At 44.1% G+C, this 24,035-nt stretch carries 21 protein-coding genes and 1 pseudogene; 19 read left to right on the top strand and 3 right to left on the bottom strand.

Going from position 1 to position 24,035, the window contains the following annotated elements:
• Positions 1 to 156: 156 nt before the first annotated feature.
• From PV433_RS31720 to darG, 6 genes and pseudogenes are all read left to right on the top strand, one after another.
• Entirely contained in the window at positions 157 to 1,113 is a 957-nt protein-coding gene (locus PV433_RS31720; protein ID WP_332075977.1) for a 3'-5' exoribonuclease YhaM family protein, read from the top strand.
• Positions 1,114 to 1,333: 220 nt separating this feature from the next.
• Positions 1,334 to 1,912, top strand: a complete 579-nt coding sequence (locus PV433_RS31715; RefSeq protein ID WP_332075976.1) for a TetR/AcrR family transcriptional regulator — start codon at positions 1,334 to 1,336, stop codon at positions 1,910 to 1,912.
• A 20-nt stretch (positions 1,913 to 1,932) separates the two neighbouring features.
• Complete coding sequence (locus tag PV433_RS31710) at positions 1,933 to 3,024, top strand: serine hydrolase domain-containing protein (RefSeq protein ID WP_332075975.1); 1,092 nt, start codon at positions 1,933 to 1,935, stop codon at positions 3,022 to 3,024.
• A gap of 100 nt (positions 3,025 to 3,124) precedes the next feature.
• A pseudogene (locus tag PV433_RS31705) lies at positions 3,125 to 3,472 on the top strand (sigma-70 family RNA polymerase sigma factor); the annotation flags it as partial.
• Positions 3,473 to 4,038: 566 nt separating this feature from the next.
• Positions 4,039 to 4,674 (top strand): type II toxin-antitoxin system toxin DNA ADP-ribosyl transferase DarT, encoded by a 636-nt coding sequence (gene darT, locus PV433_RS31700; RefSeq protein ID WP_332075974.1) that lies wholly within the window; start codon positions 4,039 to 4,041, stop codon positions 4,672 to 4,674.
• Between the two features lie 12 nt (positions 4,675 to 4,686).
• Positions 4,687 to 5,718 (top strand): type II toxin-antitoxin system antitoxin DNA ADP-ribosyl glycohydrolase DarG, encoded by a 1,032-nt coding sequence (gene darG / locus PV433_RS31695; RefSeq protein ID WP_332075973.1) that lies wholly within the window; start codon positions 4,687 to 4,689, stop codon positions 5,716 to 5,718.
• A 103-nt stretch (positions 5,719 to 5,821) separates the two neighbouring features.
• Here darG and PV433_RS31690 read toward each other — a convergent pair whose 3' ends face one another.
• From PV433_RS31690 to PV433_RS31680, 3 genes are read right to left on the bottom strand one after another with little or no spacing between them, the layout of a single operon-like run.
• The gene (locus PV433_RS31690) at positions 5,822 to 6,754 is read right to left on the bottom strand and encodes a tyrosine-type recombinase/integrase (protein WP_332075972.1); all 933 of its coding nucleotides are present in this window, start codon (positions 6,752 to 6,754) and stop codon (positions 5,822 to 5,824) included.
• A 14-nt stretch (positions 6,755 to 6,768) separates the two neighbouring features.
• Positions 6,769 to 7,860, bottom strand: a complete 1,092-nt coding sequence (locus tag PV433_RS31685; RefSeq protein ID WP_332075971.1) for a tyrosine-type recombinase/integrase — start codon at positions 7,858 to 7,860, stop codon at positions 6,769 to 6,771.
• Positions 7,861 to 7,864: 4 nt separating this feature from the next.
• A complete protein-coding gene (locus PV433_RS31680; RefSeq protein ID WP_332075970.1) occupies positions 7,865 to 9,391 on the bottom strand; it encodes a tyrosine-type recombinase/integrase in 1,527 nt (508 codons plus the stop codon).
• Between the two features lie 731 nt (positions 9,392 to 10,122).
• On the opposite strand from PV433_RS31680, the gene PV433_RS31675 reads away from it, so the two are divergent.
• From PV433_RS31675 to PV433_RS31615, 13 genes are all read left to right on the top strand, one after another.
• Entirely contained in the window at positions 10,123 to 10,299 is a 177-nt protein-coding gene (locus PV433_RS31675) for a hypothetical protein (protein WP_332075969.1), read from the top strand.
• On the top strand, positions 10,292 to 10,885 hold the full coding sequence (locus PV433_RS31670; RefSeq protein WP_332075968.1) for a zeta toxin family protein: 594 nt from the start codon (positions 10,292 to 10,294) through the stop codon (positions 10,883 to 10,885). Before PV433_RS31675 ends, PV433_RS31670 begins: the two co-directional genes overlap by 8 nt.
• Before the next feature lie 128 nt (positions 10,886 to 11,013).
• Complete coding sequence (locus tag PV433_RS31665; RefSeq protein WP_332075967.1) at positions 11,014 to 11,505, top strand: PH domain-containing protein; 492 nt, start codon at positions 11,014 to 11,016, stop codon at positions 11,503 to 11,505.
• Complete coding sequence (locus PV433_RS31660) at positions 11,498 to 12,928, top strand: PH domain-containing protein (RefSeq protein ID WP_332075966.1); 1,431 nt, start codon at positions 11,498 to 11,500, stop codon at positions 12,926 to 12,928. The genes PV433_RS31665 and PV433_RS31660 overlap by 8 nt, the downstream gene beginning before the upstream one ends.
• A 27-nt stretch (positions 12,929 to 12,955) precedes the next feature.
• Positions 12,956 to 14,020: a restriction endonuclease-related protein gene (locus PV433_RS31655; RefSeq protein WP_332075965.1), complete on the top strand. Its 1,065-nt coding sequence runs from the start codon at positions 12,956 to 12,958 to the stop codon at positions 14,018 to 14,020.
• A complete protein-coding gene (locus PV433_RS31650; protein WP_332075964.1) occupies positions 14,017 to 17,106 on the top strand; it encodes a hypothetical protein in 3,090 nt (1,029 codons plus the stop codon). The genes PV433_RS31655 and PV433_RS31650 overlap by 4 nt, the downstream gene beginning before the upstream one ends.
• Positions 17,090 to 19,558 carry a pPIWI_RE module domain-containing protein gene (locus tag PV433_RS31645; RefSeq protein ID WP_332075963.1) on the top strand — a complete coding sequence of 823 codons (2,469 nt, stop codon included), beginning with the start codon at positions 17,090 to 17,092 and terminating at the stop codon, positions 19,556 to 19,558. Before PV433_RS31650 ends, PV433_RS31645 begins: the two co-directional genes overlap by 17 nt.
• A gap of 15 nt (positions 19,559 to 19,573) precedes the next feature.
• Entirely contained in the window at positions 19,574 to 20,533 is a 960-nt protein-coding gene (locus PV433_RS31640; RefSeq protein ID WP_269879875.1) for a 3'-5' exoribonuclease YhaM family protein, read from the top strand.
• Positions 20,530 to 20,739 carry a hypothetical protein gene (locus PV433_RS31635; protein ID WP_332075962.1) on the top strand — a complete coding sequence of 70 codons (210 nt, stop codon included), beginning with the start codon at positions 20,530 to 20,532 and terminating at the stop codon, positions 20,737 to 20,739. The genes PV433_RS31640 and PV433_RS31635 overlap by 4 nt, the downstream gene beginning before the upstream one ends.
• Positions 20,736 to 21,311 (top strand): ribonuclease H1 domain-containing protein, encoded by a 576-nt coding sequence (locus tag PV433_RS31630; RefSeq protein ID WP_332075961.1) that lies wholly within the window; start codon positions 20,736 to 20,738, stop codon positions 21,309 to 21,311. Before PV433_RS31635 ends, PV433_RS31630 begins: the two co-directional genes overlap by 4 nt.
• A 56-nt stretch (positions 21,312 to 21,367) precedes the next feature.
• Positions 21,368 to 22,483 (top strand): Fic family protein, encoded by a 1,116-nt coding sequence (locus PV433_RS31625; RefSeq protein ID WP_332075960.1) that lies wholly within the window; start codon positions 21,368 to 21,370, stop codon positions 22,481 to 22,483.
• Positions 22,484 to 22,610: 127 nt separating this feature from the next.
• Positions 22,611 to 22,967 carry an HIRAN domain-containing protein gene (locus PV433_RS31620; protein WP_332075959.1) on the top strand — a complete coding sequence of 119 codons (357 nt, stop codon included), beginning with the start codon at positions 22,611 to 22,613 and terminating at the stop codon, positions 22,965 to 22,967.
• 80 nt (positions 22,968 to 23,047) lie between these two features.
• Positions 23,048 to 24,001 carry a helix-turn-helix transcriptional regulator gene (locus PV433_RS31615; RefSeq protein WP_332075958.1) on the top strand — a complete coding sequence of 318 codons (954 nt, stop codon included), beginning with the start codon at positions 23,048 to 23,050 and terminating at the stop codon, positions 23,999 to 24,001.
• The last annotated feature ends 34 nt before the right edge of the window (positions 24,002 to 24,035 follow it).

Genomic DNA, 24,035 nt, shown 5'->3' with positions numbered 1-24,035 from the left:
TTCGTCGAGTCATTGGCAGCGGCCCATCCCGGGTCATCCGCAGGGCCGTACCCTTGTGCAGGCATTTCGCAAAATCGTAAAGCTCAAGGAAAGAAAGCTGAACACCGGCGGCGGATTAGGTAGTATACTGGAGGTAACCATACTGGAGGGAAGCTAATGACTGCAATTAAAAGCTTATCGAGTCAAGACGAGTTTGTCGGCTATTACTTATTGAAGGAACTGGAAGTCAAACAAACGAATTCAACGCCTGCCAAAGACTATTTCGATATCGTCCTGTGCGATTCGAGCGGTCAACTGCCGGCTAAATACTGGGACGTCTCGCCTACCGACAAGGAAACGTTTTTCCCGATGGGGCTCGTCAAGGTGCAAGGGCTCGTTCAGACTTACCGGGAGAAGCTGCAGATCAAGATCACGCGAATGCGCAAAACGACGCCGGAGGACGGTGTCGTGCTCACCGATTTTATCCGTTCGGCTCCGATCAGTCCGGCGGACCTGCTTGCTGCGATCAAGCAAACGGTGGAATCCATCACGGATCGGGATATACATACGATCGTTTCCTATTGCGTGAAAAAGGTGGAAGATAAGCTGTCCCATTATCCGGCCGCCAAGACGCATCATCACGCCTATTTTGCAGGGCTGGCGTATCATATCGCGAGAATGCTGGAGCTCGGGGAATTCGTCTGCAAGCAGCGGCCTTTCCTTAATCCGGATCTGATCAAGGCGGGCATCGTGCTGCACGATATCGCGAAGCCGGAAGAGATGATCGCACAGATGGGGATCGTATCCGACTACAGCGTCCAAGGCAAGCTGGTCGGCCATATTTCGATGGCTTCCAACTGGATTACCGAGGCCGCCCTGGTCGAAGGAATCGATCTGCAATCGGAGCGGGTGCTTGCTTTGCAGCATCTCGTCTTGTCCCATCACAATCTGGGAGAATGGGGCAGCCCCGTGCAGCCGCAAACCGCCGAGGCCGTCGCGCTGCACCATATCGACGCGTTGGACGCCAAGCTGCAAATGGTGGAGGACGCCTTGCAAACGACGCCGGAGCATGAAGAATGGACGCCGATGATCCGGGGGCTGGAGAACAAGGCGATCTACCGGATGAAATGGTGAGTATGACCGCTGGAACAGGGAAACCGGATTTTGGAATACTACGATTGTAAAGAGAATAGCGCGAGCCGGGAAAAGCCTTTCGTTTGTTGAAGGGCTTTTTTGGTGTGGAATGAAAACGGTGAGCGGAAATGGATGGTTGAAACAGGAACGAATTTCCGGTATGATTGCATTATGTATCAAATGATATATAACAAATGATATTCAAAAGAAGGGAAGGCTCATGCCGCCTAAAGCCAAATTTACGAAACAATCGATCATCGACGCCGCCTTCGAAATCGCTAAAGCGGAAGGACTAGGCGGGATTACGATCCGGAAAGTAGCCGATAAGCTGGGAAGCTCGATCGCGCCGATCTATGTTAATTTCAAAGACGTCGAGGAGCTGACCGGCGAGGTCGTCCGCAGCATCTTCGAGCTGTCCCGGCGTTTGCTGAAGGAGCACGATACCGGCAACCCGTTTCACGATATCGGTGCGGCCAGTTTGCGATTCGCCAGAGAATACAGCGTGCTGTTCCGCGACCTGGTGCTGAAGCCGAATGATCGTATGAGCGGGTACGAGGAAGAACTGACCGTTCTGGTCGCCCATATGAAGTCTGATCCGGAGCTTGAAGGGTTCACGGAGGAGGAGCTGAAGGGGCTGCTGTTCAAAATGAGAATATTCCAGCTGGGCCTCTCCGTCATGGTGGCGAACGGCTTGCTGCCGGACGGCTTCGGCGAGGAGATGGAGCAAGGGCTGCTGGACAGCACCGCCAAGGAACTGATTGCAGCGGCGCGGATGCGAAAACAAGGACTATCGATTTAGTCGGGTGAGGGGAAAACAGTATGCCGGTTCATAAAGTACAGTCCCGTATAGAGGAAAAATTCAGAAAGACGGTGGGCGACAATCCCAGTGTCCGCAACGCCTATTATTTGGTTCACTCCGACCGGCTCGGCATCCATCTGAGTATGGCTGAGGGGAGGACCGGCGGCAGCCCCGCGAACCCCGGACAGCGCTATCTGATTGCCAGCATCAGCAAGCTGTTCACCTCGGTTCTGACGTCGATGCTGATCGAGGAGAACAGGCTGGATTACGAGGATACGGTGGCGAAATACCTGGATGCGGATCTTCTGAAGGGGCTGCATCGGTATAAGGGGAACGAGTATTCGAACGAAATCCGGATCAAACATTTGCTCGGCCATACTTCCGGTCTTCACGACTTTTTCGAAGACAAGCCGAAGCAGGGCAAGCCGATGCTGGAGCTGATCCAGGACGAGCCGGATCGGCTGTGGACCCCGCGGGAAGTGGTGGAATGGTCGAAGGCGCATCTGGAGCCGCATTTTCCCCCGGGAGCAGGGTTTCATTATTCGGACACCGGCTACCATCTGCTCGGCTTGATCATCGAGCAAACGCTCGGGAAGCCGCTGCATGAGGCGTTCGACCAGTATTTGTTCCGGCCGCTCGGCATGAAGTATACGTCGCTGCATTTATACTCGGAGCCGGAAGAGGATAGCGGCTATCCGCTCGCCGATGTGTATATCGGCGACAATCGGATGACGGATCATCAGAGCTTGAGCGTGGATTACGCAGGAGGCGCCATCGTATCGACGTCGGAAGATTTGCTGATCTTCATGAAGGCGCTGGCGAAGCATGAGCTGATCAGCAAGCAGCGGCTCGAGGCGATGCAAGTCTGGTCGAAGTTCCAGGTCGGCATCGACTACGGCTACGGGCTGGTCCGGTTCAAACCCATTCCGCTGCTGCTTCCGAAACGGTATCAAGTGTGGGGCAATTTCGGCTCTACCGGCTCGTTTTTGTTTTATCAGGCGGAGCTGGACCTTTATTTGCTCGGCAGCTTCAACCAGCTTCGTTCTACGGGGAAGGCGCTGCGGATGATGTTCAAAACGATCGATATCGTATCCAGACACGGTAAGCGGTAAGGCGGCCGGCCAAAAAAGCTGCATTATTTTTTGACGTACAGGCACGACTGGGTAGTCGCCCACATACATTAAAATGATCTTTTCCTAAGGGGTGACACATGTGCTTGGTTTCTTCGGTGCCGTATCCATTTTCATCAAGCAGCTTCTGTTGCTGGTATCGTACGTCAAAAATAATGCGTTTCCGCAGCCGCTTGCCGAGGAGGACGAGGAAAAGCATCTCCGTCTGATGGCCGGAGGAAATCAGCATTCGCGCAATGTGCTGATTGAACATAATTTGCGGCTGGTCGCCCATATCGTCAAAAAGTTCGACAATACCGGCGAAGACCTCGAAGATTTGATCTCCATCGGGACGATCGGCCTAATCAAGGCGATTGAGTCGTTCTCGCCTGACAAAGGAACCAAATTGGCTACGTTTGCGGCTCGTTGTATCGAGAACGAGATTCTCATGTCATAAGTGTGCATTGAATTGGTTAAGCCACATCGCGGCATGTGGCTTTTTTCATGCACTTCACAAGATGAAGAACCTATTTGAAAGAAATTGATCAGTTTGGCTTTCGGGCAAGAAGTATTATAAAATCACATCATAATTGTTTTGATTTATGATGTGATCCCATTTGAAGAGTGAGGAGTTTTGTAATGATTTTAAGGAATTCATTAGAATTTACGATTAGTGAAGAAATGATGAAGAGAATTAATCAGTGGGATCAGTGTCAAGCAATCGATGTTAGCGGGGCCAAGTTTGCTTTTACTTTTATACCATCGGGACTTGGCACTTATATTATTGTCAAGTGTGATGTGTGTAAACGCGAACTTCATATACCGGATGATCTCGAGTAAGTCATTGCTAAAATCTTTACACACATCATCAATTTATTATTTGTAGCTTTTTGACTTAGTTAAATAAATTGGATATAATCAAAATGAGAACATGTATTCTGTAATTTTGACTTGGAGGAAATCCTCTTCTTTTGTCGAATTAACACTCTAACGTGATTAGACTTGGAGTGTAGCTAAATGGTGCCGAATCCAACATTTATTTATCATATAACGAATATTGAGAATTTGCATTCGATACTTAACAATAGTGGTCTCGTTTGTATTAATCAATTACATGAAGATGGAAGCTCTTTCGTAAATATCGCTTATGAGCAAATTCAATCTCGACGCTCGGAAAAACAAGTTCCTTTGCCTCCGTACGGTAATTTACACGATTATGTTCCTTTTTACTTTGCGCCGCGATCACCTATGTTATATACAATTAATCAAGGTAATGTAACGCAGTATCAAGGTGGTCAAAAACAAATTATATACCTCGTATCAACTGTACAGCAAGTGCTTTCAGAGAGAATTCCATTTGTGTTTACTGACGGCCATGCGATCATGAGTTATTCTGAATTTTTTAATGATCCAGGTGATTTGGAGCAAATTGATTGGGGAATAATGAGCTCCCGCTTTTGGAATGATACTACAGAATATCCTGACAGAAAACGGAAACGTCAGGCGGAATTCCTTGCTTTTGAGTTTTTTCCGTTGAACTCTGTACTTGAAATTTGTGTAATTAACGATGCTTTTCAAGATCAGGCAATTAAAATCTTACAAAATAACTCAATTAATATTCCCGTTAATGTACGGCGAGAATGGTATTACTAAGGTGGTGAGATTGTGATTGAGTATAAAAAAGGTAACTTGTTGGAGTCCGAGGCCGAGGCTTTAGTGAACACGGTGAATTGTGTAGGAGTTATGGGGAAGGGGATAGCGCTTCAATTTAAACAAGCCTTTCCTGACAATTTTAAAGAGTATGAAAAAGCATGTAAAAACAATTTGGTTATGCCAGGTAAAATGTTTATTGTTGATATAGGGTCTATGTTTAATCCTCAATATATAATTAACTTTCCAACAAAGCGTCATTGGAAAGGAAAGTCAAAGATTGAAGACATAAAGTCTGGATTGGTCGATTTTGTTGAGAAAATACGAGAGTATGGTATCAAATCAGTCGCAATCCCACCTTTAGGTTGTGGTAATGGCGGATTGGAATGGGATCAGGTACGGCCACTGATTGAGGAATCGGCATTGAAGGTTCCTGATGTTCTATTTATGGTATACCCGCCTATTGGGAGTCCAGAGCCTGATAAAATGCGTGTTGGAACTGAAAAGCCAAAGTTAACTCGTGCTAGGGCACTGCTCATTACACTAATGAATCTATATGCTGCACCGGGCTACAAATTGTCAATGTTGGAAATACAGAAACTTGCCTACTTTTTGCAAGAGTGTGGTGAAGATTTAAGACTAAGATTTGTAAGTGCTCAATACGGACCGTACGCAGATAATCTAAATCATGTTCTTCAAAGACTTGAGGGACATTATATAAGAGGATATGGTGATCGAAATCGGGATGCTGAGATTTATCTATTACCTGAAGTAGCAAAGGAAGCTGAAGAATATTTGAGACAGCTAAACGATGAAAGTACGGATAAAAGGCTTCAGGATACCAAACGAATTATTGAAGGATATGAAACTCCATACGGACTTGAATTGCTGGCTACAACAGATTGGATAATTAAACATCAACCAGATGCTAGTGCTAATGTTAAACGTACAGTCGATCATTTTAAAGCATGGAATGAAAGAAAAAAGAAAGTGTTTAAAGAATCTCATATTGAGACGGCGTGGCGGCATTTAACTACTATTAACTGAATCTAATAAATGGTGTGGATGCCCTGTCCAAATTAACTTTGGAAGGGCATTTATTGTTTAATCCTCGTCGTAATTTTCACCGTACATTAAAAACAGTAAAGAACTAAGTATTTTCGTCAAACAAAAACATACTATCGAGCAACGAAAGATATCCATATGTGGTTGAAAGCTCACGGTGTCGATACTGCTGTTGAATCGCGCGAACGCTAACGCCGGCAGCCAACAATAAGTAACCTGTTGTTCGCCTTAAATCATGGACGGTAACATTCCTCGTAATTCCAGCTTTTTTGCAAATAGTTTTAACGATTTCTAGCAATTTTTCTCCAGAGAGTCGGCGACCGTTTACGGAGAACACAAAACCGCTGATGTCGCCGTCTATAGTTTCTTTGTATTGCTTAAAGTGTAATAATTCTTTTGTTAGTAACCTCGGAAGTGCAATTCCCTTAGCGTTGGTTTTTTGACCTTTATCCACTCGTACCATTCCGGTTGTAAAGTCAATTTGATCGAAAGTTAGATAGCACAGCTCGCGATTACGTAAAGCAGAGGTGATCGCGGTCCATATGAGCAAAAAATAGTATTTAGAAAAGGGATCGATTTTTAATGCATACCGCAATATCTTTTTGCATTCCAATTCTGAAAGGAAATTGATATTTATATTTCTCTCATAGTAGGTGTTTTTGAAATTCGCCATCGGGTTATGGTGTATGAGATTCATACGTTCAAGAAACCCAAAGAAGCTCTTCAGCGAGCTAAGTTTATTGTAAATCGTTTTATTCGAAAGCCCAGGATTTTGGAGCACTAAGAACGTTACAAACTCTTCAATGAATTCGCGGTCAATCGGCTGGTAATCATCCGACTCTGAATAATAAAAGAAACGATTGAAATCAAGCGTTCCTTCGAATTGTAGATCGTAAAGAAAGTCTTGAAATATATGAAGTACGTTGATCGTTGCTTCCATTGCACGGGGCTTAAGCCCGCAATACTCCTTCCATAAGCAGAAGTAGTTGGATTCGAATACGATACCAACAGTATTCATTCTTCAGCGACTCCTTAAAAGAGATCAGCAGCGGCAGAGTTTGAAAAGGGGTGCTTTTCAATGGCCTCAAGAAGCATGCTATTAAATAATTCCAAGTAGATCATAGTCGTCTTTAAGGACTTATGACCAAGCAGCTTTTGAATTGTAACAATATCGATCCCTTCCTGTAATGCAAATAAGGCAAATGAATGTCTTAAAGAGTGTATCGTAAGCCGCTGCTTCTCTTCTGTTGAAAGAGTTTGTGCATCCTCAATCAAGGAATCAAACATCGCTTGCACGGTATTGTCGCTCAAAGGTTTCTGGCCTTTTGTTGCCGAAAATACATACAAATTGCAGTAACCATCTATATTTTTCAAATGGCCGTACTTAAAAGCTATATACATTCTTAATGTGTTAAGGGAGGACGGAGTGAGGAAACGGGGAACTTTCTCCAACTTATCTCCTTTCTCCCTGACCATAATGTATTTTTCCTTGTAGAACACATCTCCTATTTGGAGTTGTGTAAGTGCGTTTAGCCTTACACCACTGCCTAGGAATACCCAGAGCATGGTATAGTTACGGAACCCGTCGTTCGTTAACCTGGAGAGATTTACTATCTCTTCGATTTGAACCCTCGTGAAAGCTTTAGGAAGCTCATTGTTAAAGGGGATCTTTATTACAAGGTTTTCTTTAATTCTCTTTATATCTAGTTCATAGAACCTAGTAAACGTGCGGGTAAAGAAGTCACGCAAAAAGGAGGCCTTCTTCGAGCGTGTGTTTTGAGTGCCTGCAGATTTTAAATATTCAACTAAAATGAGAGGCTCGTCTTCAAATGCAAGCAAGTTTGGGATTTTGGGTAATGTGTGAATATATCTTGAGAATTGTCTCAATTCGGAACGGTAAGTGATCTTCGTACTCTCGGATTTTCGTTCGAAGTCTGCACTGTTAAGATACCATTGCTCAGCCTCTTGAAAGGATATCTCTTTCATAGGTTTCGGCTCAACCGGAGTTACGAGATTACTCATTTCCAAAGCTTTCCTTATATTCTCTTCAGAGTGAGCGGCGCTGAGTTTCTGTAGTTCCGCCATAATGTTGGCGACTGACGATTTCCCGGATTTCACTAACATCGGGTCAATCCCTCCAAATTTGATCGATTTTCTCCATTGCTTCTTGTAACACAGAGTCTTGTCGATGAGAGTATTTTGCAGTCGTGTCAATACGCTCATGCCGTGCAAGCCGCTGCAGTAGTTCAGGGTGAATACGTTTGTTTTTACTTAATGTTGTGATAAATGTATGACGAAACAGGTGGAAGCCTCCCGGGAAATTCCAGTTCGCTATGATCGAGTACAATTTATACTTTTTCAACATTTCTCGATATAGCTTCTGTGTATCAAGATAAATATTAAAAATTCGCGTACACTTATGAGTTGTTACCGCATTTAGTTGTTTAAAATACAATCGTAATGTGGGTGGGATCAGCATTGGTGTAGACTTGTTTCTTCGCCCTTTCCCTCGGATCCTTATGATTCCAGCTTCTAGATTAACATCACTCCAAGCCAATCGTTCGCATTCGCAAAAACGTAGCCCAAGAAGGAGCAATGATCCGAAGAATGCTGAATCGTATTCGGGTTCATCCGAATATTGTTGGAGCGTTTGAAAGAATCGAGAAAGCTGATCTTGGTCCGGTATGTCCCGATAACGGTAACGATTTGCTTTTATTCCGTCGATGGAACCAATGTTTTTACGTATCGCTCGTACGTCGTACAAGTACTTAAAAAAGGATATTACTTCGTAAAAAATGTTACTTGCAGTAATATCGGTATACTTTCCGGATATCTCACATCGCTCTAAATACTCCTTAAATTGAATGAGATGTTCACGCTCGATCAACCAGATTGGAATTGTACTCGCTGTGTGGTCTTGAAAGCTGGCAAACACCTCTGTCAGCCAAGAGAGGAAGAACAGCGAATAGCGAGTCACTCTTTGAACATAAGGTGTACTGTTGCCTTCACGAGTTAGGTGTTTCGCAAAACGATCAAGGTACGGATGAATTTCAGGTTCCTGTTCCTGCCTAGACTTTTTCCCCCAATTATCCGGCATCCGAAGTACACTCTCTGGGTAATATTCCTTAGCCAACTTTTTTATGAAGTTAAAATCGATTTTCTTTTCCAAATATCTTTTACAATAAATAATAATATTTTCTTTCGTCACATCCGAATCGGATATTTGCCATGCGGATTTATTAACGATAACTGCAAGAGAAGATTGAAAATGTAAAGCTATTAAGTAAGAACTATAAAGTTGGTAAGGTGTGCGAAAAATCTTTATTTCTTTCAGCAAGGCGCGTATCTTTTGAAGCTTAATATTCGGAATTACTTTTTGCTCCCAAAGCCAATCGTTTATACCTTTCGAGCCAAGTCTCTCTACCGAACCGTTTTCCTCAATACGTAGAACTTCCTCCATAAGACTCCTCACCATCTCCTCACTGACATCCCATATAGCTTCAGTTTGGTCAAGGTTAGTAGGATTTATTCCATCACCAAAAATTTGAATAGAAGAAGCATTCCACAGAATAGATATTGTTTTTTTCCACTGATCGTTTTGTGGCATATTGCTACTGTTCAATTCATTAATTACATTTTTTGAATCTTGATCCATATTGAGACCTCCTCGTTAGGTTTGGTTCAAACTTTCAAAAAATTAGTTAGACAGAGGTGAGAACATGGCAAAGGTAGAACCGACTAAAATTGTAGTCATTTATGGGGATAATCATAAAAAGTCACTCTGGTCTGCAATCGAACTCTTGAAGACTAAAGTTTCAATCGAGACTGCCGATTTGAAAATTCCACTCAACAGTCCGATTAACGTTTTGAAACATGTTTAGTTTGTGAATGATACATTTCGCTTGTCTTTGATTTTGTTATTGCGAGAGCCTTAATTGCAGATTGAACGTTATGCTGAAAATGATCGCCTTTAATACATTTGATTCGCTTAGGTGAAACAAGCCCCATAAATATTACCTCTTTCGAACAGGCATTAGAAAAACAAAAAAAGGGACCCAAAGTACCACAGTTACCTGTGGAAATTCGGATCCCTTTCGCGCATGCCAGAGACTTATATTCATTAACAGTTGAACTATTAAGAATTCAGCAGAGGAATTCTCCGCGATACCTGTAAAACAGGGGAAAATTCTGCCTATGACTCTGCTTATGTTTCATACTATAAAAGATTGAGGGACTTGTTGTCAATGGCTTCCCGTTAGGGAATTGTATTTTTTAGAATATATAATAATTACATAGAACGTTTCAAAATTACGCATTCCAGACTACTGTGTTATACTTTTGAAAAGCACTTAATAGAATTGGAAGAATTGGAAGGTGAAAATTGTCATGGATCGCATTCCAGATTTATTAAAATACATTAAACTAACCGGGGAACGGGCGAAGTTGGATGCGAAAGCGAATGGGACGTACATTGTATATAAAACTGATAAAGGACAGATTGTGAAGGAATATACAAACGGCGAAATCGAGGTCGTTCAAAACCCGGGGGTGACCCATGAATGAATCATCCCCTGGCATGTACGTATTTGCCGGCAATAACGGGAGTGGAAAAAGTACGATACGAAATTTGATCGTAGACAGGCTTGGAGTTAGTGTGAATATTGATCCTGATGTAATTGCCCGAGGTCTTGATGCAGGCCAACCCGAACGTCGTAAGATATCTGCCGGGAAAGAAGCTATCAAGCTGGCTCGTGATTGTATACATTACAGAAGGGATTTCTCGGTAGAAACAACATTGGCCGGTGGTAATGTAATAAGGCTTATGCGGGACGCAAGAGCGAACGGTTTCGGGGTGACCATGCTTTACGTGGGGGTTGGTGATTACCGACTAAACATTGAGCGTGTTGCTGCAAGGGTTCGTAACGGCGGTCATGACATTCCGACTGAAGACATAATTAGAAGGCATACAACTTCCATTCGCAATCTGCTTTCCCATTTTGATCTCATCGATCAACTGGTTGTCATTGACAATAGCACAACTTCCGGTCAAATTGTTTTGCAAGCAGAACGCGGTGTGTGTTCTAGTCTGATTGAATCTGTTCCATCCTGGATTCACAGCATTAAGGAAAAATGGAATCAATCCGTCTAACAAGCAAGAGATGAAAACGACTATGTTTGATTAGTCGTTTTTTTGTTTTTCGAACATTCGTTCGCTGACAATCTAGTGTCAATTTGCTTTGATATATTGTTATTAGAGCTGCCATAGGAGTTGGTTAAGTGGAACAAAAACTTCACCCGAATGTCATTCGATATTGGCAAATTAATTACGGCTTATATACGTTCAAATGGATCCTGATCAGTTGCATCCCGTTAATAATCCGGACATTTTGGTTACCTGCCTGGGGCTGGTTAACCATGATTTCCTGTCTGGCGATATCATTTTTCTTCATCAAGGGATTCACCTTCATTTGTTTCGGTGCCTATAGAAAATACTCTCGAAGAAGCTATCTCTTAGGTGACGACGAGCTGATGATCCGATGGGGGAATGTCTGGTCGGATAACTCCTCTATTATTCCGCTTAGCCGGGTGCAGCATGTGGATCAAGAACAAGACATGCTTGCCAAACGGCTGGGCCTATCCGAGCTAACCATTACAACGGCAGGGGACCATCACTTTATTGTGGGACTGACTGAAGAGGACGCTGTTCGGTTGCGCAGACAAATCATAGAACTTTCTAAATTAGACAACGAGGATGCTTATTATGATTAAACGGCATCATCCAATTACCGTCATCTATAAGTTATACAGTCAAATCCGGTATTCGATTATTCCCCTTGCCGCGTTTCTATATAACGAGATTCGGGCAGGAACCGGGCAACAGCCTGATTGGGTATATCTCGCAGCCACGGTTTACGGCGTTGTGACAGGTTGTTGGTCGATTTTTTCTTGGTTTAGAGAAACCTATCAGTTTGATTCCAAGGTGCTGCATATTACCAAAGGTGTATTTACTGTAACACAAAGAACGATCCCGCTAACGAAAATCAATAACATAATAATCGAGCAAAGCTGGTTGTATCGGCTGCTCGGGATCGCCAATGTTGAACTTCAAACGAGTGATTCCAATGCTGATGCCGATGCTCGCCTGGTTACATCCCAAAAGATGGCGGAGTTGCTCAAGAAATCAATAAGGCTTATCGAAAACCAAAGTGTGATCCCTTTAACCATAGAACATCATGTGACCAGAAAAGAAATTATGATGCTGTCCATGAGCTCAAATACATTCTGGCTAGGACTTCCTGTCACAATCGCTGTCATTCAACATTTGTGGAGTTGGTTATTCCCTGCACCGGAAGAGGAACAAGTCAGCTTCATGGAACTATTCAAGAAAGAGACTTGGAGCCGGATAACCTTAGATGACAGTATAGAAGTGGCACTGTATTTGGTAGCTTTCTTGGGGATATGCGTAATCGTTACTTGGCTTTTCTCTATAGGGATGGCACAATTTCGTTATAAAGGTTGGCATCTCACAAGAGCCGGAGATGTGATTTCTATTCATCATGGTTGGATGGAACGTAAATCGGTACAGATTCAGGTGGAACGTATCCAATCCATTCGAATCAAGGAGCTGATGATTGGGCGTTTGTACGGATATGCCTCCGTATGCATGGATTGCGTCGGATATTTAGGGGAGCGGAGAGTCAAATTGCTCGTTCCTTCCATCCGTTCATCGGAACTGGTCGAAGTGCTGGGTCGGTTGCTTCCCGAGTTTCAACTCCAAACTCCCGAGCGAGCTTTACACCGAAACGCGAAATTTACTACAGCTATTCCTGTTATCTCGTTGCTAGTATCAGGTATCAGTGTTGGTTGTTACTTCACCTTATTGTATTTGACAATCGTTCCGCTTCTTTACACCGTCTACAAATATATGACTTACGTCTATGTTAATACAAAATGGGAAATAGCCGTGAACTTGTTCATGTTACGCAAAGCAGGCTTCAATCAGACGACTGTGTACCTCTTGCGTGAATCCATAGAATCCATAAGTTTTAGACAATCATGGTGGCAGAGATTATTTCGTGTTTATCAGCTGGAAATGGACATCGATTCCCCTGCGAACGTACGGGAATACCGTATAGCCGGGATGACGAAACAATACTGCGACGAGATTCTAAGATGGTATAAGAATAAGTGATATTAGTCTATTTGAGGTGGTGTTCAAATGGAAATGGATCAAGCCGTAAGAGATTGTCTACTGAATGTAATCTCCGGGTTGGAACAATGGGGGAATGAACTTGGAGAGCCGCCGGCTCTGTTGCGTCAAGGGCATATGCAGTTTGTTCGCCTACTGATGTTGGAGGGAAAAGAAGCGCCTATCGATTTGCCTTCGCTAATTCAATTATTGCAAAAACCGGCAGAAGAATGGGGGATTTCAGTAGCTGGTATCTATCCGCAGGAAGCACCGCTCTTGATTCCAGACCTGGGCCTGTCGCCAGATGCATGTGAGTTTAAATTCATGTACGATTCACCTGAAGAAGCGCAGACACAAGAAATAGTAGCGATATTGCGCTACTGCCGGGGGACAATGCCTATGTTAGAGGAGAAGTACAGGAAACTTCGAGCGTTCCTTATCACCAATCCGGTGATATCTGCCTATCGTTTAATGGAGTTTGGGCCGGAGCTTAAGGATACGGAACTGATGAAATCGCTAAGTCGCTGCTATGTAGAAATAACGGACGATTTAGAACGATATCGCATATGTCCACGATGTGGATGGACGCTGGAGTTTCGAAATAATCACTGGCAATGTGGAACCGAAGACCTTTGCGGGAAAATCGCAAGTCGCGGAGAGCTTAAGAGATGGGAAACCCCGGAGCCCATGCATCGATTGCGTTACGGCATTTATCGTTACACCATGCTGCCAGGGCTGGCGGAACTTGCAACTAAAGATTGGTTAACGAAGAAAGGTTACAAGGTTACACTTTTTCCTCAAGTTGATCGATTCGATCTGGCTGTTGAATTGGACACGCATATCTTATATCTGGATATGAAAGATTTTAAGCATCCCCTACATCTAGCTAACTTCTTCAATAAAATGCAACCCCACCAACTAGAGAAATATCGAGACCCACATGTGTATATTGTCATTCCAAAATACCGAACGAAAATATACCCCGGTTATTCAAGGCTCGTTACACAAGCGCTAATGGCCCATGCGAGTCATCTGAAAGTCATAAATGAGCAGGATGTGCAGAAGCATCTGGCAGGGGGAGCAACGAAGAGATGAGAGTAGCGTATTGGACCTATTTTGAGCAGTTCCTTCCACGTCTCTTGCCGTCTGGATTGCCGCGGCAAAACATTGAAACCATTTATACTGTCGAATTGTTCGTAACGGGATGTTTGATGATCGATCCTTCCATGGATATCCGCGAGGGATATTCGATTTTATCAGGTTACGATTCTCCTATTCTTCCTAAGCGTGCTCGGAAGGAGATTGCGCACCGTCTAAGAGTTTTATATAGTTCTATTCGCTCAAGGATGACATGGGACAACTTATTCGAACGATATGAAGAAGTTTCGGATGAATATAGATTATATGAAATCGACGGTAGACATTGGAGACTCCGGACTCCTGCCTTGTTCTCCGATCGCAGGAAATGGTACTCCCAATTATTAGAACAAGCCGTTGCCCATCAGTCTAAAGACATACACTTTGCTACATCAGGCAAGTTCTACTACTACAAATATAACCAAGAGCAAGAGTCTATTCGTTATGGCGGAGAACTTCCATCGCCGTTGGTTGATACGCCAACATTTCCGAGCTACAGAACCAAGGGGAAATTTACACTACAACTTGGGGATGAACATACGTATCATAGTGAAGGGATGCGGGAAGCTTCGGCAGCCTCGGAATGGAAGGAACGGGCAGGAATTGGTCTTAAACTAAAATCATTGACAAACCCCAGTATTCGACAGTTCGAGTATAAGGGCTTACAGCATATCGTGGGGGGACTGGGTTCGGGTAAATCGACATTTATGGTGTTGGAGACGGATCGATTAGTCCGGGCGGGAGCTCGTATCGGATTTATTGAGAGCAGTGTCCCCCAAGTATTAAATCGGGTTAAGGAACTTCGTTTATTGGGTATTAACGCTGTTCCTGTAATTGGAAGATCGGGCCGCCGTAAACATCAGAAAGACTATATATCCGCCCGTCGCCATCAGATTCGGGATGTAACGGACTGGGGGCAGGACTCTTATTTAGAACTCCGGCATGTATCTAATTTTTGCATCATCCATGCCCTTGCCAATGATCACGAAGAAACGACGGATTATCCATGCCGTCAGTTAATACAGCAGGAGAAAAAGTGCGTATGCCCTTATGCTGCCATTTGCGGAATCTATCGCGATTTCGCAGCCCTGATCCATGCGGAAGTATGGGTTACAACCTCAGCAAGCATATTGAAAACAAAACTACCGGTTATGCTGGATCCTTATGAAAGAACAATCTATGAAGCGATGTATGACTTGCTTGATATCATTTTCGTTGATGAAGCCGATTCGGTACAGAAGCAATTCGACGATTCCTTCGTCTCCGAGATTGCTTTGTTTGGAAACTCCCAGCACCTCTTTGAGAAGACCTTGTTAGAATCTTTCCGTAAAACGATAGGCCATTATGGCAAGTATGCCCATGACGAGGTTGTACAAGATTGGATGGATGTCCTGAATCGCCTTGAAAGCACCATCCGTCGCGGCGTATATCGTACATTAAATTTATCACCAGAATTCGCTCAGTTTTTGTATCGGAAGTTATTACGGCTCTCAACCGAAGCATATCGCATCAGTGGTGCTTTCGCCAAGGATGAACAAGATCGGGAGAGAATCGAACAGGAGTTACGTAACTATGCGGACCATCCACTGGAGCACCATATCTATGCAGATGTAACCAAAATGGTGCAAGCTCGAACAATGAAGGAGCGGGAACAAGCTTTAACTGCCATCCTCCATAAGTTGGGCGGTGAGACAACCCCCATTGGAAGATTAAAGTTCCCGGTTCATTCCTTGGAATTATATCTTTGTCTTGCACTTATCGATCATGATATACAAGTGTTCATGGATCTTTATCCGCTAGTTCAAGCCAAGTTGGGGAAATTATCTGAATTCGAAGGACTTTACTCAATCAAACGTGAATTTACAGCGATTATGAAGGAAGCAATGACCGGACGTATGACCGGGTATCTGTACGAAGTAAAACCTGGAAATGAAACAGGTACTTTCAAAGCTGTTCAATATTCAAGTGTCGGTCGTCTTCTCCTTGAAGACTGGCAATCAATCTATGCTGGAATTGATGGATACGAAGGGCCTGCGGTTGTTCTGCTTTCCGGTACAAGTCTGGCTCCTGGATCGGCGCATTATCATGTTGCCTCGTTACCCGGGTGGCTGTTGGAATCCAGCCTGGGTGTTCCAGTCATTCACCAAGAATATTATCCGGTCTATGAGCACGGAAAGGAAAAGCCTATTCAAATATCCGGCGAGGTTGAGGATAGAAGAGAACGAAATCTACGTGCGCTAACCGCTAAGTTGACGTCCAAGATTGATCAAGAGTTGATGGAGTGGCGTTACTCGGGAGCAAATCGTAAAGTGCTGTTGATTGTCAACTCTTATGAAGACGTTGCTGATGTCGGAGCCGTATTTGCATCCCATTCTTCTTGGAAAAATAGATACCGCCAGTTAACGAGGGACCCGGATCCTTTTCATGAAGCCGAGTTTTCAAGAGCAGAGTTAGAGCGGTTTGCTAACGAAAACGCTGATGTGCTGATCGCCCCTTTACTTGCAATAAGTCGCGGTTACAACATTCTGGATGATACGAAAGGTTCATTATTTGGATCGGTGTTTTTCATGATACGTCCATATCCGATTCCGCAGGACATGACTTATCTAATCCAACTTTTGCATGCCAGACTGCCTGACTTAATTGAACGTGCCGATTTTGAAGGCAAGCTTTATAAACAGGCTCTGGATTTAATTCGCAGTGAAAGTAATAGCTTGCTTCATCGGATGTACCGTAAACCAGACTATTGGTCCGTACTAAATCCTGTTGAGAGAAAGACCATAGCCTGGTATACGTTTATCCCAGTCTGGCAAACGATTGGAAGACTTCTTCGCAAAGGTACACCGGCCAGAGTGTTTTACTGTGATGGTAAATTTCTAGCTCAGCCTATGCGTACGGATGTTGGCGAATCGATGCTGGATTACTGGCTTAAGATCATGTTGGATCATGAATCAAATCCAGCATTTCGCAGTTTATATGGACCATTTATAGACAGTATGAAAGTCATGATGGAAAGGAATGAGACCCATGAGTCGGACTGGTAAATTACTGCAGCTGTATGCTTTCGAGAGTGATCAAAATGCCTGGAAGAATGAGCTGATCTATCTATTGGATATTCCAACGGTTTGGCGAGAATTTATTCTTCAATTTTATAATGGCGTAAAGCTACCCTTTGCGATCAAGCCATTAAGTAAAAAACTGCAAAGTATATTTCCGCAGATTGTCTCGGTAAATAACCAATTTTATCTGAATGAAAATCGTCCGTGGCTCATTGCAACGCAACCTGTCCCAGTTGAAATGATCCTTTTACTCGCTAAGGGATGGATGAACCAAATAGCAACGAGGCAAGGAGTTGCTGCACCGGATATTTTGGAAACAAGTACAATAGGCTGGCGAAGCGAGAAGGTGGATTCCATTGTGCATCGTGACTCAAGATTGAAATATGAATTGCTACCAGCTCTTGTTGCCCATCAATTTTGCTTGAGTCCGAAGCAACTACTGCTAGAGAAATGGGATGAGCCAGTTGAGCTTATGTTCTCACAGGTATATGCCACGCAAAAGGCAGAGTGCATGTCACAACCCATATCCACAAGATCCGGTACCTTTTCTTATGTCGTTCGATTTCGATTACAATATCGAGCTGGGGAGCCGGAACGCCTTCTTTTGATGGTTTCGGCTGGAGTAAGGCGGTTTATTACGAAATCTCAGGAAACCAAATTTCTGAAGGGCGGCATTAATAGCACGTTATTGGTTTCCATGGACAATCCTCTTATAAAGGGTCAGGGAATGGGATTACGTTCGTACGCGAGTTTATCCTTCCGCAGAGAGGGTGGAACCGAGCCTTATACACGTTGGTCTGAAGGGCTCGACGAATTGTTTTGCGATGTCTTATGGGGCAATTCATTATCGACTGAGGATATCTTAACAAATCCAGTCAAGTATCACTCAGATGGCTCCCCTAAGATATGGATAGTTCATAATAATCGAGTCTTTAATAATTCCCTTTATATTGAAGCGGGAATCAGTATTCAGGAGAAAATGAGATTTTACGAGATGGTAAGGGAGAATTTATCCGACTGGAGATCGCTTACGCCGTTGCCACTTGTGCCGAAGCCGAAGCGAGATGGGACATTAAGGCGAGTGAGAGAGCAGATCTCACCTGTATACTGCGGTCACGATAAAGATTTCGTGCTTGAAGTGTGGGGACCGGACTCCCTTTATCAATGTGTCGTCGAAGCATTGAAGACTAAAAAATATAAAGGAAAGTTGCTGGCTGAACAAGTTGACGGAGAAGTTTTTAGCTTGAACGCTTCCTCTGGAAATCGCATCGTTATTGACAGGTGCGACAGAAGGGACTATGTAGATGGCTTGGATCGCGGAACACTTAAAGACCTAGCGGATGAACATCGAACCAACAAAATCGTCCGAAGCGTCGAACATGTTAAAGGGAGTCAGTTCATAACGTGCTCCTTGATCGAGATATTACCTAAAGACGACTGGAAAAAGCTCGGCGAAGGAACAGATCCCAAGCAAGCCGTACGCAAAGGGTTTCAATTAACGGGGAGAATCACTCAATTCGTCTATCCAGAGAAAGGTGCAAAAAAGTCTAAACGTAAGAAGGATAAACCTGAGTCAAGCTATATTCACAAAGTCTTCAACTGTATTTTGGATTTATTGGGGGATGCAGGAGTTATCGATTACAAGGCACATATGGATGTAAATGAACAACGCCCAATCATAGCCTATGATCTGGTTTCGGGTGATAAAGGAATTTATGCGTTTCTTACGAAATTTGAAGACGGTGTACTAACGGTAAAGAGCCGGGGCCTTGAGGAATGGTTGACTTTATCGGAAGCTGTGTTACAAACAGATCAATTTGATCCGCTTCCCAAAGCCCCGGATGCACAAAAGAAAGAAATAGCACGCTGGTTCGGAGAGCAGTTAAGAATGGAACGAATGAATGGCAAGGAGCCGATCGTTTTAGTTGAAGCGGAGCTTCGATATAAAGGGTTGGAGGGCATTCAAAACAACAAAATTGTCTGTGACAAGAACCCTGACTTGCCTGGATTGAAACAGGACGATCAGGGGATAACCGTTATTCGTGTCAATTCCAATGAGGATGTACCAGCTTACGGTTTTCGCCCCATGTCTTTCTCTATTGGTGTCTATTCCGATAACGAGTCAGGACTGTATTATGGTGTCGGAACCAAACCCAAGACCCAGATGAATATTGCAAAAGCCATGACCAAGTATGATAACCCAGAAACGGCTTTTCAACAACCCCGAGTTGTGGAATATATGCCATTAGGTCCGATGGATAGGCAAGATCGAGAGCGCTTGGCTTGGATGGTACATCGCTTACGTGAAGTGTGCATTACCTTGGAATCGACATCGGCACAGCCTTATCCTTTGAAAATGACGAGTACGATAAAGAAATACTTAAAATTTAAGGAGTATGAGGTTACTGAAGCAGAGGCAGATTTTTTGGAGTTGTAAGCGGGGGTGCAAAGAATGACAATGATTAAAGAACTGATTACGAACGATGAATTCGTCGGCTTCTATTTGCTGAAAGAACTGGAATTGAAGCAAACTAACACTTCCCCTGCAAAGGATTACTTCGATTTGGTGCTGTGTGATGCCAGCGGCCAGCTACCTGCCAAGTATTGGGATGTGAAGGAAACGGAAAGAGACAACTTTTCTCCGATGACGCTTGTCAAGGTTCAAGGAATCGTTCAGTTATATCGGGAAAAACCGCAAGTTAAGATCTCCCGGATTCGCAATGTAAGGGACGAGGATGGCGTGTCTCTAACCGATTTTGTTCGAGCTGCACCAATGGGATCTACGGAATTATTAGAAGTCATAAACAAAGTCATTGAGAGTATTTCGGACCCGGTCATTCGTGATATTGTAGGCTTTTGCGTCGATAAGGTGAGAGAGAAACTGGCTCATTATCCGGCGGCCAAAATGCACCACCATGCTTACTTTGCGGGCTTGGCCTACCATATCGTTCGTATGCTAGAAATTGGTGAATTCCTATGCAAGCAGCGGTCATTCCTGAATGCAGACATGATCAAAGCCGGGATCATCCTACATGATATAGCAAAGCCAGAGGAAATGATCGCTCATCTCGGAGTCGTGTCAGACTACAGCATCCAGGGAAAGTTGATCGGTCATATTGCAATGGCAGCTAGTTGGATTACAGAAGCCGCATTGCGGCTGGAGCTTCCGCTCGATTCGGAACAAGTAATCGGATTGCAGCATCTTATTCTTTCCCACCATAATCTCGGGGAATGGGGAAGCCCGGTACAACCGCAAACGGCGGAAGCGGTAGCTCTACATCATATCGACGCAATGGATGCTAAGCTGCAGATGGCGGAGGACGCGTTGAGAGCCACTTCGGACAAAGAGTTATGGACACAACCGATCCGAGGACTGGAGAATAAAGCGTTGTATCGGACGCCACTCCTATGAAAATAACACGGCAAGAATTTGAGAAGATCTTTAGGAGGACAAATGCTTCCTGGTCCTACGAAGATGCTGAACTGAATGACAAAGAAAAAGAACTCCTATGGAAGCGGCATAATGAAGAAATTACCGATGAGGAGTTCAACCGCGCCCTACTCGAGAAAAAGTCGAAGAGACCTGGAATAAAGACCAGTGGGGAGGAGACTCCATGAAAAGTAAATTCTACGTCGTAGTAAAGGGTGAAAATCCAGGAATATATAACAAATGGGATGGAGGAGCCAAACAAAACGTTGAAGGATATAAAGGGGCTGTGTATAAATCGTTCTCAACGTTAGAACTGGCAAAAATTTGGTGGAAGCAGATGTCGCCAGATCAACAAAACCCTAAGTATCATTTTGATCAAAAAGAGGTTGCCTCGGAGATTCAGCCTACTGAGGTAGAGGAAGAACAAGGGCCTTATTCCACCTACGTAATTATTGATCCTCGAACACAGATGCCCTTTTATGTTGGACAAACCCATGATATGGAACATCGAAAAACCAGCCATTTACGTGATTCTTACAAACATAGAGCCTACAAAAAGTGGATTGCAAGTATTCGGAAGGATGGCCTCGAACCGGAATTCCAGATCGTTGATACCCAGCCAACAAAAGCAGATTCCCTGCGTTCAGAAACCGAATGGGTAAAAAAGCTTGCATATCAAGGCATCCGTGTCTTGAATGGTTGGCGTGAACATAAGGAATGGATCGATTTAATCCTTAGAGAAAAAAACAGTAGCCAATAAAAGTCGCATGACTCATTCAAACAATGACTTTGTATGTTATTGAGGAAGGTGATGTTATGTTCACACCCAAATATTCAATAACGGACGCTATTGCCCGCAGACTAATGGATATACAACGCGCCAGTGTTGTAGTGGATTTGCTTCCATTGCCCGCATCTATTCTGGATTTGCTTAAGAAAGAATCAATGGAAAAGACGGTCATTCTTTCAACGAAAATTGAAGGAAACACGCTTGACGAGGCGACGAAGAGAAAAGTCTTGTACCAAACCAGCAATGACAATGAAGAGCAGGAAGTTTATAACTTAATGAAAGCTTTGGAATACCTGGATGAAGCCGAAAAAAGGCAGGTTCCGGTCACAGAGGAATTTATTAAAAAGCTGCATGCCATTATCCGAATATCGCACGGACGAAGACCGCGTAATAGCGACTATCGCGAAGAACAAAATCAAGCAGGCAGCCGCAATGCTTCCGGTTTTTATTTGCCGCCGGAATGGAAAGATGTCCCTGTATTAATGGAGGTTATGGTGGCTTGGGTGAATTCGCCGGAAACCTATTCGGTTCCGGTTCCTATTAAAGCGGGGATTTTCATGTGGCAATTTCTGACGATCCATCCGTATATGGACGGGAATGGCCGAACGGCCCGGATGATCACGACATATCGCCGCGGCGGATATGGCTTAAAGGGGTTATTTGTACTCGAGAATTTCTATGACCGCAACTTGGCTGAATATTATCGCCGACTCCAGTTGGGTCTCCATCACAACTATTATTTTGGGCGGAATGAGGCTGACTTAACGCCCTGGTTGGAATTCTTTATTGATGGCTTGGCGGAGGTATATCAAGAAGCCGCAGCCATCGTAACAGAGAAATCCACCCAAATGACGAAAATCGAACCCGATCTGATTCGCAAGTTAGATCCCCAGCAAAGAATGGTGTTCGCTCAATTAACCTTCAAACAAGACACCCTAACGATAAGCGAAATGAGGGACCTGCTTCGTTTGTCGGATCGTTCAATAAGGGAAAAGGTAAGTCATTGGAGAGAAGAAGAATTCATTGAGCCGCGCGACCAAGACGCCAAAAGAGTTCGTTCGGTCAAATTATACATTGAATACGAGAAGCTGGCTCAAGACATTCGAGATGCCCCGGATAAATTTGCCCATTTTCTAAAATGAATGCAGCACTGCGATCTCCATCTGAGATACCTCAGTGCTTTTTTAATTGGCAGAACGTACATTCGCTGACAATCTATGGTCGTTGTGATCCGTCATAATGAAGGAAAGACATACGGGAGTGATTACATTGGATCAATCAATATACATAGCCATAACAGGCACACAGCACTATTTTGGGGCTGCATTTCTGAAACCGGGGCAGATTGTTCACTTAATCAAAGATCCTGATAATCCCCATGACCATGAGGCGATAAAAGTAGATATGATCCCACTAGGCAAAATCGGCTATGTCGCCAACAGTCCGCATACCGTACCGAAAGGATGCCGCAGTGCCGGGCGTATTTATGATAGGTTTGAGCATCATGCTTGTGGCATGGTGCGATTTGTCGTGAAGGAAACGGCAATTGTTGAACTTACGCTGGGCCTAGAGGAAGTGTACATCATCAAAACGACTGAGGATGTTTCGTTTTCCCCCTGCCTATAGGCAGGAAGAACTAGGAAGAATGTCGAATTTCCATTTATGATAAGGATTTACATTACATATGCCATGACAGGAGACGCGATATGTCAGATAAAGTGATACGGCTCCATAAAATGCTGCTTGCTATACAAGCTAACCCGGGAATTTCGGCCAAGGAGCTGGCGGATAAATGCGAGACCACGGATCGAACGATTTACAGAGATATGAGAATTTTGGATTTGATTGCACCAATTACGAATGAAGGTTATGGAAAAGGATACCGTTTTGTTGGGAATTTCGCCATGTACCCGCTTAATTTCACGGAGCAGGAAGCGTTGGTATTTTCTGTCTTGCCCTCCGTGCTCGACACCAGCAAATTGCCTCCAGGATTTGAATCCGCCTATGACAAGGTGATGGCGACCCATGTAAAAGAAACCCGGAAACACTACGATACATTGGAAAATGTCGCGGATATGATTCAAAAGGGGACTCCAGCTTATCGGGAGAACCATACCAACTTCTTGCTACTCATCATGGAAGCGATCATCGCCAGCAAAACGATCAGGGCTGTTTACCATACACAAAGCCGGAATGAATTAACGGAGCGCGAAATTGATCCGTACTGCCTAGTTCCGCGTGATCAACAGTTTTACTTGATCGGCTATTGTCGTGCCAAGCGGGAAATTCGCACGTTTCGGATCAGCCGTTTCCGTCATGTAGAGTTGACTGGTAATCGTTTCGATAAAGGTGATTTTAGCATCGCTCATTATATGAAGCACACTTGGTCCATTGAACGCGGGGATTCCTTAATCACCTTCAAGATCAAATTTCATCCGGATGTCGTACGGTATGTGAAGGAAGAAGAATTGTTCGTGAGACCGAAAATGACCGACCTGCCGGACGGAAGCTTATTATTCGAGGTCACCGTCAACCACGAACGGGAGTTTATGAATTGGGTGGTTCACTATGGACCATCGGCGGAGATCATCGAGCCTGCATCTGTCCGGGAAAAGTTCAAGGAACAACTCATACGTTGGGGACAGTTGTACGGGAAGTAAGGTGCCAATGTCGAGCGAAAAACGAGAGGGAGGT

This window comes from Paenibacillus sp. GYB004 (genome assembly GCF_036577605.1).
GTDB lineage: Bacteria > Bacillota > Bacilli > Paenibacillales > NBRC-103111 > Paenibacillus_AB > Paenibacillus_AB oceani.
This window is presented reverse-complemented; position numbering and strand designations above follow the sequence as displayed.